Raw genomic sequence first — 14,923 nt, forward strand, 5'->3', positions numbered from 1 at the left:
GTTATCCTATCCTTTCCTGCTCCATGAATGCTTCCACCTGTTCCCGCGTCGGGATCGACGTCTGCGCCCCTTTCACGGTCGTACTGATCGCAGAGGCCACGGAAGCAAAAGAGACCGCTTCCGGAATCTCCTTTCCGTTTGAAAGCGCCGCTGTAAACGCTCCGAGAAAAACGTCGCCCGCTGCAGTCGTGTCGATCGCGTTCACCTTAGGCGGAAGAAGCCTCTGCGCTTCCCTGCCCGTCCACGCGAGACAGCCGTCTTTTCCGAGTGTGATCAGCGGATTGCGGTATCCGAGACCGCGCAGAATATCCATGCATTCCCGCGCCGAGGCCTCGTCCGTCACCTGCATGCCTGCAAGCTGTCCCGCTTCGATCTCATTCGGCTTGATAAAATCGAGCATGGGTGGGATATCGGGAGGAATGGGCTCCTTTGGAACAGGAGCCACATCCATGACGACCGTCATCCCCTTGCTTTTTGCCATGCGCACCGCCGCAAATACGGTGGGCAGAGGAATCTCCGCCGTTATCAGCAAAAATCCATACTCCTCGAAAAGAGCCTCGTGTGCGTTCACGTCCTCCGGCGTCATCAGGGCGTTCGCTCCCGGCGTAAAGGAGATGGAATTGATCCCCTCTGCGTCGATCCGTATCATGGCGACGCCCGCCGTTGCGCCGGGCTCGATCAGAATGTGTGTCGTATCCACTCCGTCCTTCTGCATCGCCGCCAGCAGCTCCTTGCTGAACATATCGTCGCCAAGCTTGCCGAAAAAGCCGACCTCACCGCCGAGCCGGGCCGCGGCGACTGCCTGATTACCGCTTTTTCCGCCCGGGCAGGTCGTAAAATTATCCGTCGCCACCGTTTCGGCAGGCGCAGGCATACGCTCCATGAACATATTGAGGTCCATGTTGATGCTGCCCATGCATAAAATACGCTTCCTATGCTTTTCCATTGCGAATACTCCATACCGCGTCCATAAACCGCTTGGTCCGCTCGAGGCTCACCGGTTTTTTCCAGTTATTGTCTTCCTTGAAATAACTGCCGACGATCGCTCCGTCTGAATATTTCAGCAATTCCCGCGCGTTTTCGCTCGTCGTTCCGCTCCCGAGGAATACCGGTACGTCTACATGCTCTGAAAATTCGCGCACCTTTTCGGGAGTGGGCGCGATCCCCGTTTCAAAGCCCGTCACGATAAGCGCTTCCGCGCCTTCCGCCACTGCGTCGTTCGCCTGCTCTGCGAGCGTCCTGTCGGAAATGATGAAATGGCTCCCATGCTTTACGTTGACGTCGCACAGAAACATGACGTCCTCGCGTGCGTCGAGCGCGGCGCGGTATCTCGCCAGTTCTCCTCCGATCCCTTCCAGAATCCCCGCATGGGAAACATACGCGTTCACAAATTCGAATACGCGTATCCAGCGCGCTCCTGCCGCGATCGCAACCGCAAGCGACTGCTTTGCGCCGTTGAGATGGAAGTTGACTCCGATTGGTATTTTGACGTTCTGTTTTACATGCACTGCCGCAGCCGTCACCGCTGCGACCGTCTCTTCGCCGATCTTTTCTCCCTTGACATAGGGATAATCCCAGATGTTCTCGATCTGCAGGCCGTCTACGCCGCCCTCCTCCAGAAGCTGCGCCTCTTTGACTGCCGTATCGATGATCTGCTGCATGCTCATGTTTTTTTTGTCATACAGCGGCGCGCCGGGAAGCGGGCGCAGATGTACCATACCGATGATCGGCTTCTCGTGGGTGAAGATATTTTTCAATTCCTGCCTCATAGCGCTCTCCTTATTTCATGACCGTTTCGATTTTCTGCTTTACCTGCTCCGCTTCGCCCGGCGCGAGATAGCCGACCGTAACGTTCGCGCGGAACGTTTCTTTTCCGGGCAGGATACGCACGTTTCCTTTTTTCTTTTCAGCAATATATCCCTCCGGCTCTGCAGTCGCCGGAAGCACCATGCCCATAGACTTCCAGTCGTCATGGTTGACCATCCAGCGCACCCCGCGGTTCAGGACTGCCGCGTCATACGTCGTATAATCCGCCGAGCCATCCTTATGCACATAGAGGAAATGCGCTTTCCCGTCTTCATCCCCTTTTACGCCGCGCAGGAAGAGCACGATCTCCGGGTCGTATACATCTTCCGGTCCGATGACGCGCGTGACCGATACGTCCTGCTGAACGCGGTCCAAAAGCTCCATAAACGCCGGATCCGGCTCATTGTACTGCGGAATACTGACTCTTACCACCATATTTTCCGGCGTCCACGGAAGCGTCTGGTAGATTTCGGCTCCTACCTCCGGCGCATTGTTGACGTGGCACATATACATCAGATCCATCGGGTGCGCCGCTTTGTTTTCGATCTCGATCCCAACATCGATGAGCGTGCTCCCCTCATATACCTTTGCGACCGGACGCGCCATATAGTGGCTGCCGAACGCGCGGTTATATTCATATTCTCCCGTCACTCCCATATAGCGGCCCTTTTCGTCTTCGCCGCTCACGAGAAAGGCGCAGTCATATCTCACATACGGAAGCTCGCCGTGATGCCCGTGATCGTCCTCCGGCGAGGGGCACCCCATCGCCAGCGCGCCGCAGTGCATGATATAGCAGCCGTAGGTATCCCTGAATATCCCGCGCCGGCGGGGCATATCAAAGCTTGTTTCCATTTTGAGGGAACGTCCGCAGAATACCGCGTCCCATACCATCTGCCCGTCAAAAGGAAGCACCGTGATATAGCCCTTTTCATTTTCTATTTTCACGGCGCATATCCCGCTTTCATACCGGAAAAGATACGCCTTTAGTTCTCCTGCGTCCGCAAACAGCGTTTCCCTGTCTGTAAATGCAGATTCATTCAATCTTATTTTCATTGTTATCCCTCTTTCAAACCGTTATGCCTTTGCAGGCTCCGTTTTTCCGCTCTTATAGGAGGTCGATATTTTTTTCTGCTCCCTAAGCTGTGTGAAATAGTTCAGCGTAAGCACGGCAAGGAGCACGCCGCCCCAAATGAGCTGACGGTAGAAATTGCTGATGTTCGGGAACATATTGAGGCCCGAAGACAGTATCTGCAAAATCAGAATTGCCAGCGTGACGCCGCCGACCTTTCCAAATCCGCCGTTGGGGTTGACGCCGCCGAGCACGACGATAAGGATCGTCTGCAGCTGATAGGCAGTGCCATAGTCCGCCTTTGCCGAGTTATAGTTGACCAGCATGATGAGTCCCGCCATTGCGGAAAGCGTGCCGGACATCAGGTAAGCCCTGTTCGTAAGCGCCGTATTGTTGAGCCCGCTGAATTTGGACGCGACCGGATTGGAGCCCATCATGTAGAGGCTCATACCGAACTTCGTCTTATTGAGCACGATACTCAGCACGATAACAGCCGCGATGAAGAAAAACAGCGCAAGCGGAATAAAGCCTGCTACGAGTGTTTTTCCTGTCGCCGCATACATTGCCGGCAAACGGCTGATCGAGCTTCCCTGCGTGACGATAAGCCCGATTCCGGTGAAGAGCTGCTGCGTACCGAGCGTCGCAAGGATCGGCGGGATATGCAGACGCGAAACGAGGTTTCCGTTGAGGTAACCCGCCGCGCTTCCTACAACGAGCCCGATGACGACTGCAAATATAATCGTGAGCATCGTCTGACTGTCGCTTGCGCCCTCCGGAACCAGCGCAACCAATACAGACGCCGCGGCGATCGACGTAAGATTCGCCATGCCCACGACGGAAAGGTCGATGCCGCCGAGAAGCATCGTCAGCATGACGCCAAGCGCCATCAGTCCGAATTCAGGGAACTGATATACCATCGACTGAAAGTTTGCCACTGTCAGGAATTTCGACGGATTGATGATACTGAATGCAATCACCACCAAGATGAAGATGATCAGCAGACGTGCAAAATTTCTGTCCTGCCCATACCAATTTTTAATCCGCATGGAAACTGTCGCATTATTTTTCATTTCTTCGTCCCTCCCTTACGAGCTGGCCCTTGAAAGGCTGTTTTTTTTCTGTTTCTGGCTGCGCAGAATCTGTATGGAGGAAACCGCCGTACCGACGATGATCAGCAGCCCCGTCATGAAGTCCTGCCAATAAGACGGAACGCCGAGCATGATCAGGCTGTTGGATACCATCGTGAGCAGGAACGTACCGAGCATCGTGCCCGTAAGGGTTCCCGTTCCGCCCGTAATGCTGGTGCCGCCGAGGACGATCGCCGCAATGACCGTCATTTCCATCCCAAACATATTCGTCGGATGGACCATGTTCATCATGCTGGCGCGGATAACGCCCGTTACGCCCGCGAGCACACCGGCGAAGCAATATACAAAGAACTGTATTTTCATCACCTTGAAGCCGGCGCGGTTTGCCGAATTTTCATCGCCGCCGATCGCATAGATCCCCCGGCCGAGCATGGTATAGCGCATGATGATAAACGCAATGGCGACAACGACGACCAAAACCAAAAACGCGATGGGCAGCAGGGAGGTCACGCCCGCTTCATTCGAGGATACCAGCAGGTTCGTATCTCCAAATTCCTTCATGGAAATGGGAAGATCGTTGATCTGCTGCGCATTGAGCGCCCCCTGCAGAATGCCGCGGAACACGCTTTGCGTACCGAGCGTCGCGATGAGGGCGGGCAGCCGCATCTTCGCAATAAACAGAGCGTTGAATGCGCCGCAGGCAAGGCCGAGTGCTCCTGCAAACAGGAACGGCACGACGATAGGACCCGTATAATCTGCAGCATTCAGCACGATCGTCACCACATAGGAGGTGAGCGCAGCGACTGCCGGGAACGATACGTCGATCCCGCCCGATACGATGATCATAAAGGTCCCGATGCTGAACAATGCCGGAACGATCATTGCGTTGAGCAGGCTCACGATATTATTCCCTGTAAAAAACTGTCCGCTTCGTCCTTGTATGATGCATGCCAACACAATGATGACAAGAAAAATATAGAATTCCGTCTGGTGCGTCATTTTTTTGATTTTATTCATAATGCACGCTCCTTTCCTCAGCTGTTTACGGCAGCGCCCGTTACCTGCTTGGTAAGGTCGCTTTCCGTCGTCTGCAGCGGGTCGACCTCTCCTGTGATCTTACCGCCGCGCATGATCAGCACTCTGCTGCAGTTTGTGATCACTTCCGGGAGGTCGTCCGATATGATGATGATCCCAAGACCGTTTTTGGCAAGCTCATGCAGGATCGCATGCATATCATGCTTGGAGCCGATGTCGACGCCCACCGTCGGCCCGTTGAGGATCAGCACCTCCGGGTTTGTCGCCAGCCATTTAGCGAGCACGATACGCTGCTGGTTGCCGCCCGAAAGCGTAGAAGCCGGCAAGTTCGGATCCGCTACTTTAATTTTCAGTTCAGAGACCCATTTCGCGATATCTGCATCCCGTTTTTCCTCATTGATGATCCCGAGTTTCGAGGAAAAATGGTTCATTTCCGATATGACGATGTTCCTCCCGATCGATTGATCTAAAAACAGGCCCTCCGTCAGACGGTCTTCCGGAACATAGCCGATCTTGTTGCGCATCGCATCCTGCACTGAGTCGAGCCTGATCTCCTTTCCGTTCATCAGTATCTGGCCCGACGTCGGTTTATTGAGTCCAAACAGCGAGAGCGCAAGCTCTGTACGGCCTGAACCAAGGAGGCCTGTGATCCCTAATATCTCGCCCTTGCGCAGATCGAACATGACGTTTTCATATTCCCCCTCGCGGGAAAGGTTTCTTACCTCCAATATGGGCTTTTCCTCTTTGATCTCCGCCGTGAAATGCTTATTTTCAAAATGGCGGCCCGTCATATAGTAGGTGAATTTGTCACTGTCCAGTTCAGAGGTGTCGCCGTCCTTTACATTCTGTCCATTCCGCAGAATTGTGAAACGCTCTGATATCTCAAATACCTCGTCGAGCTTATGGCTGACAAATAGAATGGCGATCCCCTGTTTTTGCAGGTCTTTGATGATCCTGAACAAGGCTTCTACTTCCTTTTTGGTCAGCGCCGTAGTCGGCTCGTCCATGATGATGAGTTTTGCGTTGTTGATCAGCGCGCGTGAGATCGCTACAAGCTGCTTGTCTGCGACCGGAAGCGTTCCTACCTTCGCGTCGAGGTCGACGTTGAAATTGATTTTGCTGACCGCCTCTTCCGCGATTCTGCGGAACCGTTTCCAGTTTACAAATTTGCGCCGCTGCATCAGCTCGCTGTTATATGCCAGATTTTCCATGACCGATAAATTCGGGAAAATCGAAAAGTCCTGATAAATCACCTGTATCCCATTCATGATCGCATTGAGCGGGGAAAGCTGGTGAGTCTGGTCTACTCCGTTAAACTCTACCTTGCCGCTATCGAGGCTGTAAACGCCGGAGATGATTTTGATCAGCGTCGATTTGCCGCATCCGTTTTCTCCTGCGAGGCAATGGATCTCTCCCTTTTTGATCTCAAGGTGAACACCCTGCAATGCCTTTACACCCGCAAACGACTTTATGATATCTGTGGCTCTCAAAACATATTCTTCCTGCATAGATACCCGATCCTTTCGTCGTTGAAATCCTTTTTGTTTATAACGGGCGGTATGGACCGCCCGTTATAAATCCCTGTTCACTGAAAATTAGAAGTTGTAATCGTCTACGTTTTCCTTTGTGATCGTGATATAAGCGTTGCCGGTGAGCACATGGCCGTCGAGCGTCAGCGCATCGTAGCCTTCGATCCCGAGGTCTGTTCCCTCGCCGACTTCCTCACCATTCAGGATCATCGTTGCCAGCTTGCACATTGCATAGCCCGCATCCGCAGGATCCCACAGTGTCAGTGCCGAAACAGCGCCGTTTTCGAGCAGCTCCTTGTTGGTCTGCGGCATACCGGTCCCGCAGGTGAACACCTTTCCGATCAGTCCTGCTTCTTCGATCGCACGGCCGGCGCCGGGTGCGTCAAAGGAGGACGTTCCAACGAAGCCTTTGATATCCGGATATGCCTGCAGCGCTTCTTTTGCACGCTGATAAGCTGTTTCCGCATTGTCGTCCGTGACGAGGCGTTCGTCGATCAGTTCCATGTTCGGATAATTTGCCTGCTGTGCAGCGATCGCGCCGTCTGCTTCCATGTTGTGCGAGTCGTTCGTGAGAGAGCCTACCATGCAGATATATTTGCCTTCTTCGCCCATTGCCGAAGCAAGCGTATCCATGATATATGCGCCGTATTCGTCATAGTTGAACGCTTCAAGGTCGTAATCGCAGTTTTCCATCGAGGAAGCCTCGTGCGTTACAACGACGATCCCCTGCTCGCGCGCTTTCCCAAGCACTTCTTCCATTGCGCCCGGGTCGTGCGGAACGACGCACAGCGCGTCGACGCCTTGTGCGATCAGGTCTTCAACGACCTGAATCTGCTGCGCCGCATCCGTCTCTGCCGGGCCCCTCTGGAACACGGTCATGCCCGGATTTTCTTCCTGATATTTCTTTACGCCTTCCTCCATGCGTACGAACCATGGGTTCGTGCTGTCTTTCGGAACGACCGCGATCGTGTAGTTCCCGTCACCGGACGCTTCGCCGCCCGTTTCAGCCGATGCTTCCGTCGAAGCCTCAGCCGAAGCTTCCGTGCTTGCAGATGCAGAGCCCTCCGCCGCCGGTTCGCCGCTGCAGGCGGTAAACAGAGCAACAGACAATACTGCCACCAGCAAAATAGCCAAAATCTTCTTCATTTCTTTTCCTCCTTTGAAACAGTTCTTTTTATTATTTTGCCTTTTTCCGGCAAATTTTATTTTCACATTTATTTAAAGCGCTTTAAATTTTATTGTCTTTTTATAAAACGCTTTAAAGCAGCGTTTTGAAAAATCTTTTTAGTTGTTCCTATTTGAAGCTACAACTCTTTCGCGGAACGCTCTGATGTTTTGGGAAATGTCCTGTTCCGCTCTTCTTAGGCCTGAACGGCCGCTTGATCGTCTCTTTTACCGCCTTGCTTTTCCGCTGGACTGCCTCTGCACGATCGCCGGTCTTACCATGATGTGCGGCTCCTCCGGCTCTTCTCCGCGAATCACCTGCATCAGCATATCCACAGCCTGCCGGCAGGTTCCTTCGATATCAGAATCCATAGAAGTGATCCCTACCATAGATACTTTTGAAAAGATCGTATTATCATATCCTACCACCGAAACGTCCTCCGGAACGCGGATCTTCGCTTTTTGCAGGGTATTGACTACGCCGAGCGCCATCTCATCGTTCATCGCACAGATCGCCGTGAAGTCATGCCGCTCTTGAAGCAGCTCCTCTGTGGCCAATACTGCCTGATCATAGTGGATCCCGTCGCATTCGATCAGATTCTTTTCATCGATCGGGATACCATGCTCTGTAAGCGCCCGTCCATAGCCTTCCCGTCGCAGTGATGTCGTCGGGACCGTTCTGTTGCCGCCGATGAATACGATATCCTTGTGTCCAAGCTCTACCAGATGATTCACCAGCATATAGGTTCCTTCCCGGATATCGCCCATCACATACCGGATGCCGTCGATCGTATAGAGCGAAGTGATGTATACGAGAGGGATATTGTGCTCTTTCAGCGCCTTCTGGTAGGATGTCAGGAATTTCGTCGGCTGGTTCGTCGGAACTGCCAGCACTCCTTCGATCCGCTTTGAGATGAACGTCCTGATGATCTCTTCCTCGACCTTTGGGTCGTCGTTGGACATCGCCGCAAGCAGGCTGTAGCCCGCGCGGTTTACGATCTCGTCCACCGCCCGCAGAATATTCGCGTAGAAAACGATATTGATGTCCGGTACGATAATACCGATCGTGTTGCTCTTGTTCGTCGCAAGTCCTTTGGCGATCATATTGGGAAAATATTTCAGTTCCTTCGCCGCTTCGTGCACGCGTTTTTTGGTCTTTTCGTTGACCAGAGAATTATTATTCAGCGCGAGCGAGACCGTCGCTTCCGAGATCCCAAGTTTTTTGGCAATGTCTTTGAGTGTTGTCGCCATTTTTACCGACCTGCTTATCTACGGTTTTTAAGAACATTAAAAGATTAATCTTACTATAACCCCACCGATATTCAGTTGTCAAGGATTTTTTAAAGCGCTTTAAAGATTATTTTCCCGCCAACCAGCGTACCATATTTCCAAACAGCGGACGATAGCCTTCCCATTCCATAAATTCTTTCGGCCCCCAGTGCGGCGCACAGTCCGACGCGAATGCGAGCGTACGGCCTTTTCCATACTCCATGACCGCAATGAACGTATCTTCACCGATGACGGCAAGCTCCTGCGCCTCTTTTTTCGCCTTTATCTTATTGTAGCCGAGGAAAAACGGCCAATCTGTGCCGATCCCCTTGAAGATCGGGTGGGAAGCGTCTGTCACGCGGGGAACGATACCCTCCGGGCACTCCACGCGGTCGTCGTGATTCAGCATTTCAACAGGGAGCGCTTTCGCAAGTGGAGTCATAGCGTAGCGCGCTTTGTTGTCGATTCCCGCAAAGCTAAGATAGCCGCCGATCATTGCGACTCCGCCGCCCTGCTGTGCATAGTCTACCAATAATTGCAGCTTATTCGGTCTGCGCTGTCCGCGGTAAAAGGTATCCGGGGAGAGCAGCAGCGTATTGCTGCCGATATCGCTCAGCAGGACCACGTCATAAGCCGCAAGCTTGTCCACCGTGTCCGGGAACTCCGTCTGCGCTTCGTGGCTGGGCATAAACTCTACCGTACAGCCCTCTTCCCGCAGTATATCTGCCAGCATAGTTCCACAGTGCTCTTCATGCCGGCATACATTGAAGATATCAAACCCTTTCATGTGCGTTTCATGGACAGTCCACGATTCGCCGACTAAAAGTACTTTCATTTCGTTTCTCCCTTTCGCAGAATTATTTTCCAAACATCAGCTTTCTCAGCATCGCGCTTACTTCGCATGCATTTCCCGTCTTATAGATCTCCTCCAGCCCGTTTTCGTCAATGCGGTCCGCAAGCTCCGCAAAGACCTCCATCCACCGGACCGTCTCGTTCACCGCATCCCGGCCGTCCTCCCGGTACGGATATTGGTCTGTTGAGATATATCCGTCATACCCCGTCCTCTTCAACCAATAGAAAAACTCAATGAACGGGATCGTATGGACTGCGCCTGCGATCATATCATCATCCCAGAAGCCATAATTATCATTCATGTGGACGTGCAGCAGCTTATTGCCATACTCCTTCGCCAGAGCGACGGACTCCGCCACATTTTCGCCCGCTACGTGTGCGTGGCCGTAATCGATCGTCACGCCGCTGTTTTTCCGTTTCAACTGCTCCAGCATGAGCAGGACCACAGCCATGGTAGACGGATAGGAAAAATTCCGCGGCTCTTTGATCTTATATTCAATGGCAATGTTCACATCGCTGCGGTAGTCGCAGCACGCCGCTATGCCCTCCGCAAGCCATTCGTGCTCGCGGATATAGTCCCCCTGAAAATAATAGTCATATCCGTCCTGCCCCGGCCACAGGCTGATGAGGTTCCCCCCAAGCTCCGCGGAAATATCCATCAGCTCTTTAGTATCCTCCACGGCCTGCCTGCGTATGTCAGGTTCCTTTGAGGTAAACGCGCCTTTTCCCCATTTCATTTCCCCGAAATGATCGGGAATGATGGACACAAGCTTGAGGCTGTATCTTTCCAGATTTTCCCGTATCTGTTCCACATTTTTTGCCGTGATATTCCAATCGCTCACCAATTCGACGCCGCTCACACCGTCCACAGAGGCGACCCGTGCGAACATCTCGTCTATCGTATACGGGTCGGAATAGCCTCCGCTCATATAACGGTCGGCACACATCCCTACATTTGCAAGAATAATACTGTATTTTGGTTGAAACATGGTCCTTCCTTTCCGCTTATACTAACAGCTTTTTTTCATTTTATTCCACGCCAGCGGCATGCGCCGGTCGATCACAGATTTTCGTATCACGATCTCCGCCTCGATCACGCTGTGCGGAACGCCGATCGCCGTTCCGTTGATCAGATTGAGAATGTGCCGGAAGCAATAGAGCCCTATTTCCTCCATATTCTGCGCGATCGTGGTGAGCGGCGGATCAAGGTTCGCTGCAAGAGAAATATCGTCAAAGCCGGTGATCCCCACGTCGTTCGGAACGCGTATGCCATATTTCCGCAGTGCAGAGATCGCTCCGGCTGCAATAAGGTCACTCGTCGTCACAAAGACCTCCGGCAGATTTCTCGTTCCGTGTTTTTCAAGGTATTCCTTCAGCAGGCAATTCGCTGCCCTCGCTTTATCGAGCTTTAAGTCGGGGGAGAACAGCATGAACTCTTTATACAGCTTCAGCCCGTTTTCCTCTATTCCCGCTTTGAAGCCAAGGCAGCGGTCTTTCAGATTATCCATCTCCGGCGTTTCGGACAGCAGGCCGATCTTCGTGTAGCCCCATTCCTTTAAAAGCGAGATCAGGTCGCGCATCGCGCTCACATTGTCCGTTGTGACTGACGGCAGAGAGGAGCCGGCTATCTTCCGGTCACATAATAGGACCGGGGCCGACCGGTTCGCCTTACGGATGATATTTTCATCCAGCGAGCCTCCCATAAAGATGATGCCGTCCACCCCTTTATCGAGCAGGGCGTCCACTCCCATGCATTCTTTTTTGTAATTGAACGCCATCTCACAGATCATCGTCGTGTAGTTTTCCTGCAGCGCTGCATTCATGATAGACTGAACACACCGGGCATAAAATTCATTTTTGATATCCGCGACCATAATGCCGACCGTTTTCAGATTCTTATCTCTTCCCTTTCCGCCATAGCCGTTCGGAACATAATTGAAACGCTGCACTACCTCGATAACATGCTGCCGGGTCGCATCCGATATCTTCGCCGTACCGTTCAGCACATGGGATACAGTTGAGATCGATACGCCCGCTTCCCGCGCCACATCGTGTATCGTTATTTTTTTCTTTCTCTTTTCCTTGACCATCTGCAGCTTCCCTGTAAATCTGCGCAAATTTTATTAAACCGCTTTAAATCCGTTACTTGTTTAATACTTTTCTATTATTTTGTGTCTATAAAACGAGATACTTTACAATTTTTTCTTTTGGAGTAATGCTTTACTTTGACTGTTGTTTGCAGTATAAATTCTTTTCTGAAAAAAGACAACTCTTTTTTCTCTGGGATTTATGAAAATTTTTGTGTCTGTTTTCATTAATTTTCTTGAAACGGCGGGCTTTCCAGCCTGAAATACAGGTCTTTCGGCATATAGCTTCATCTGGAAATAAGTCGCTTATCTTCAGTGCCAAAACGCCATATATCCCTTCATCTGAAAATTTTTATTCCGGCTTCATTTATTTTCCCTGTATCCGTCCGACGCCGCTCTACGTCCGTTTTCCGCACATAACAAAAGAGCTGCACATGCCGTGCAGCTCTTCGGGTATCCAGCTTCTTATACCGGAGTATAATATAGCTCAAGCATCTTATCCAGCAGTTCCTGCTCATCCGCCTTATAGAAATTGAGCTCCTGACCCATATATTCGTCGTAATCGTTTTCGTAGTTTCCCTCTTCCAGTACGGAATGCTGAATATCGTCCAAGGAAACCTTATCGAGCACGCCTGCCATCGCCACCACCTGATCGAGGTTCAGGTTCATGTGTACTACGTCCTGAAGCTGGGTGAACAGCCGCGACGCAGCGTCTACCGCCCCCATATCTTTTATCTTCTTGGCGATCGCCATCAGGAAATTCTGTTCATGGCGCTGACGGTCCATCTCGCCGTCGTCCATTTGCTTACGGTTCTGCAGATATAGGCGTACATCGTTCCCGCGCAGGTTCACGACGTCCCCCTCGTTTCCGATATCCGGATAATCCTGATCGAGCGTGACTTCTACGCCGTCAAGCACGTCCGCAAGGTCGGACAGGTGCTCGAGGTCGATCGAGATATAATACTGGATCGGTATGCTGAGCTGCTCATCACATTCAATGAGGTCTTCCGTGGCGCGCATCGCGTTCTCTGCGCCATAGCCTTTCGTCATACCGCCGATGATATAGGAATGGTTCAGCTTCGTCATCCAGCTCTTGTCGAGGATACGTCCCGTATCGTCATCCACATCATGCACCTCCGTCTGCGTATCCCGCGGCAGCGAGGTAAGTGTGATGCCCTCCTGTCCTTCTTCAAGGTTGACTGTGCACAGCATCATCATATCGCTGCGTTCCCCTTGGGAAGTCTTGACTGCGCTTCCATCCGTATCGATGCCGAGGAGCAATACTGTGATGATGTTTGGATTGGCGGCATAGTCCCGCCCGTCTATCGTTACTGTTTTTACATGTGCGTTCTTATCGTAATTGATCGCGTCCGTTGCCTCCGCCTGAGGCGCCGTTGTCTGAAATGCAGTAATTGGGTTGGAACGCAGCTTCTGATAGGTTCCGTAGAGCGACGCAAAAACAAATACCGCTGCTACGGCAAGCGCGATCAGTATGACCAAAAGCGCTTTGATCGATTTATGGTGATTCACCCGTTTTACCTGCTGATTCAAGGGTCTATTTCCTCCGCTTTCATTTTTCACAGCTTCTATATTAAGCCATTTTTATAGAATTTACGCGGCTTTTTGCAAAGATTTACAAAATATTAAAAAATGCGGCCGCAAGGTCTGCGCAAAACAAGAAAAAATTGCCACCCTTGGAACAGGATGGCAATTTCCTTTTCCTGTTTAATATCCCTGATTGTAGTAATCGCCCCGGCGGTAATCATAGACTGCTCCCGCACTGTATACGTCGATGCTCTCAAGCGCCTTTCCGGTGCCGATCGCAACACATGAAACGGCATCCTCCGCAACATAGCACGGGATCTTGGTGCGCTCCGTGAGCAGCCGGTCAAGCCCGTACAGCAGGGAACCGCCGCCTGTCATACAGATACCGTTTTCCGCGATGTCCGCCGTAAGCTCCGGCGGCGTACGTTCGAGCACGCTGTGCATCGTTTCCATGATGCGGTTTAAAGGCTCCTGCATCGCTTCTATCGTCTCGTTCGAGCTGATGGTGATCGTTTTGGGAAGCCCGGAAATCAGGTTGCGCCCCGTCACTTCCATATAAGCCTCTTCTTTTCTCGGGAACGCGCTGCCGATATTGATCTTGATCTCCTCCGCCGTGCGTTCGCCGATCAGCATATTGTATTTTTTCTTGATATACCGTGAAATATATTCGTCAAAGGTATCGCCCGCGATCTTGATGGAATCGCTGATAACAGCCCCGCCGAGCGAAATGACGGCCATATCTGCCGTGCCGCCGCCGATATCGAGCACCATATTGCCCTGCGGCGCGCCGATGTCGATCCCCGCACCGATCGCCGCCGCGATCGGTTCTTCGATCAGGCAGGTGTGGCGCGCGCCCGCCTCCTCCGTCGCCTCGATGACCGAACGCTTTTCCACCTCTGTAACACCGGATGGGACGCACACGACGACACGCGGCTTAAAGAACAGGCGTTTTCCGATCACCTTGCGCAGGAAGTAACGAAGCATTCTTTCCGTATCATGGAAATTCGAGATCACGCCTTCCCGCAGCGGACGGACCGCCACGATGTTGCCGGGCGTGCGTCCAAGCATGATACGCGCTTCCTCGCCGATCGCAAGCATTCTGCCCGAAAGCCGGTCTACTGCGACCACAGACGGCTCGCGCAGCACGATGCCTTTTCCCCGCACATAGACGAGAACCGTCGCCGTACCGAGGTCGATCCCTATATCATTGTAATTTCCGAATAAACCCATTCATCGAAGCCTCTCTTCTCGATTACTGACCCGTTCCTCACGCCGCCGCATGCTGCGGCACGCAAAATATCACAGGTCTACATATCATATATGATAATACATCAAGGGTCTTTTTTCAACTGTTTTGTTACGAAAACGTCATATTTCCGGCCTTTTCCCGCCTGTCTCCCTGTACGGTTCCCGCCGCAAAGCACATGCCTTTTGAGCAAAACCTCATATATTTTCAAGTATTTTTTTGAAAACCGGCCC

General features: G+C 52.1%; 13 protein-coding genes. All 13 read right to left on the minus strand.

The features are described from left to right. Nucleotide 1 precedes the first annotated feature (1 nt). A complete protein-coding gene (locus PUP29_RS05965) occupies nucleotides 2-946 on the minus strand; it encodes a ribokinase (protein ID WP_079546726.1) in 945 nt (314 codons plus the stop codon). Beyond that, the gene (locus PUP29_RS05970) at nucleotides 933-1,769 is read right to left on the minus strand and encodes a BtpA/SgcQ family protein (RefSeq protein ID WP_353424018.1); all 837 of its coding nucleotides are present in this window, start codon (nucleotides 1,767-1,769) and stop codon (nucleotides 933-935) included. Before PUP29_RS05970 ends, PUP29_RS05965 begins: the two co-directional genes overlap by 14 nt. Before the next feature lie 10 nt (nucleotides 1,770-1,779). Continuing rightward, the gene (locus tag PUP29_RS05975) at nucleotides 1,780-2,859 is read right to left on the minus strand and encodes a DUF4432 family protein (RefSeq protein ID WP_353424019.1); all 1,080 of its coding nucleotides are present in this window, start codon (nucleotides 2,857-2,859) and stop codon (nucleotides 1,780-1,782) included. A gap of 21 nt (nucleotides 2,860-2,880) precedes the next feature. After that, complete coding sequence (locus tag PUP29_RS05980; RefSeq protein WP_079546723.1) at nucleotides 2,881-3,945, minus strand: ABC transporter permease; 1,065 nt, start codon at nucleotides 3,943-3,945, stop codon at nucleotides 2,881-2,883. 15 nt (nucleotides 3,946-3,960) lie between these two features. Then, nucleotides 3,961-4,980: an ABC transporter permease gene (locus tag PUP29_RS05985; protein ID WP_353424020.1), complete on the minus strand. Its 1,020-nt coding sequence runs from the start codon at nucleotides 4,978-4,980 to the stop codon at nucleotides 3,961-3,963. A 17-nt stretch (nucleotides 4,981-4,997) separates the two neighbouring features. Continuing rightward, nucleotides 4,998-6,506 (minus strand): sugar ABC transporter ATP-binding protein, encoded by a 1,509-nt coding sequence (locus tag PUP29_RS05990; RefSeq protein WP_353424021.1) that lies wholly within the window; start codon nucleotides 6,504-6,506, stop codon nucleotides 4,998-5,000. A gap of 87 nt (nucleotides 6,507-6,593) precedes the next feature. Beyond that, the gene (locus tag PUP29_RS05995) at nucleotides 6,594-7,673 is read right to left on the minus strand and encodes an autoinducer 2 ABC transporter substrate-binding protein (RefSeq protein WP_353424022.1); all 1,080 of its coding nucleotides are present in this window, start codon (nucleotides 7,671-7,673) and stop codon (nucleotides 6,594-6,596) included. 246 nt (nucleotides 7,674-7,919) lie between these two features. Beyond that, entirely contained in the window at nucleotides 7,920-8,942 is a 1,023-nt protein-coding gene (locus tag PUP29_RS06000; RefSeq protein WP_353424023.1) for a LacI family DNA-binding transcriptional regulator, read from the minus strand. A gap of 106 nt (nucleotides 8,943-9,048) precedes the next feature. Then, nucleotides 9,049-9,795, minus strand: a complete 747-nt coding sequence (locus tag PUP29_RS06005; RefSeq protein WP_353424024.1) for a glutamine amidotransferase — start codon at nucleotides 9,793-9,795, stop codon at nucleotides 9,049-9,051. A 22-nt stretch (nucleotides 9,796-9,817) separates the two neighbouring features. Continuing rightward, nucleotides 9,818-10,801: a sugar phosphate isomerase/epimerase family protein gene (locus PUP29_RS06010; protein ID WP_079546717.1), complete on the minus strand. Its 984-nt coding sequence runs from the start codon at nucleotides 10,799-10,801 to the stop codon at nucleotides 9,818-9,820. A 21-nt stretch (nucleotides 10,802-10,822) separates the two neighbouring features. After that, on the minus strand, nucleotides 10,823-11,902 hold the full coding sequence (locus PUP29_RS06015; protein ID WP_079546716.1) for a LacI family DNA-binding transcriptional regulator: 1,080 nt from the start codon (nucleotides 11,900-11,902) through the stop codon (nucleotides 10,823-10,825). A gap of 462 nt (nucleotides 11,903-12,364) precedes the next feature. Next, nucleotides 12,365-13,450, minus strand: coding sequence for an LCP family protein (locus tag PUP29_RS06020; RefSeq protein ID WP_079546714.1), 1,086 nt, complete (start codon nucleotides 13,448-13,450; stop codon nucleotides 12,365-12,367). Between the two features lie 174 nt (nucleotides 13,451-13,624). Next, entirely contained in the window at nucleotides 13,625-14,674 is a 1,050-nt protein-coding gene (locus PUP29_RS06025; RefSeq protein ID WP_066522428.1) for a rod shape-determining protein, read from the minus strand. Nucleotides 14,675-14,923 lie beyond the last annotated feature (249 nt).

This window comes from Christensenella massiliensis, from assembly GCF_040409835.1.
GTDB classification, from domain to species: domain Bacteria; phylum Bacillota; class Clostridia; order Christensenellales; family Christensenellaceae; genus Christensenella; species Christensenella massiliensis.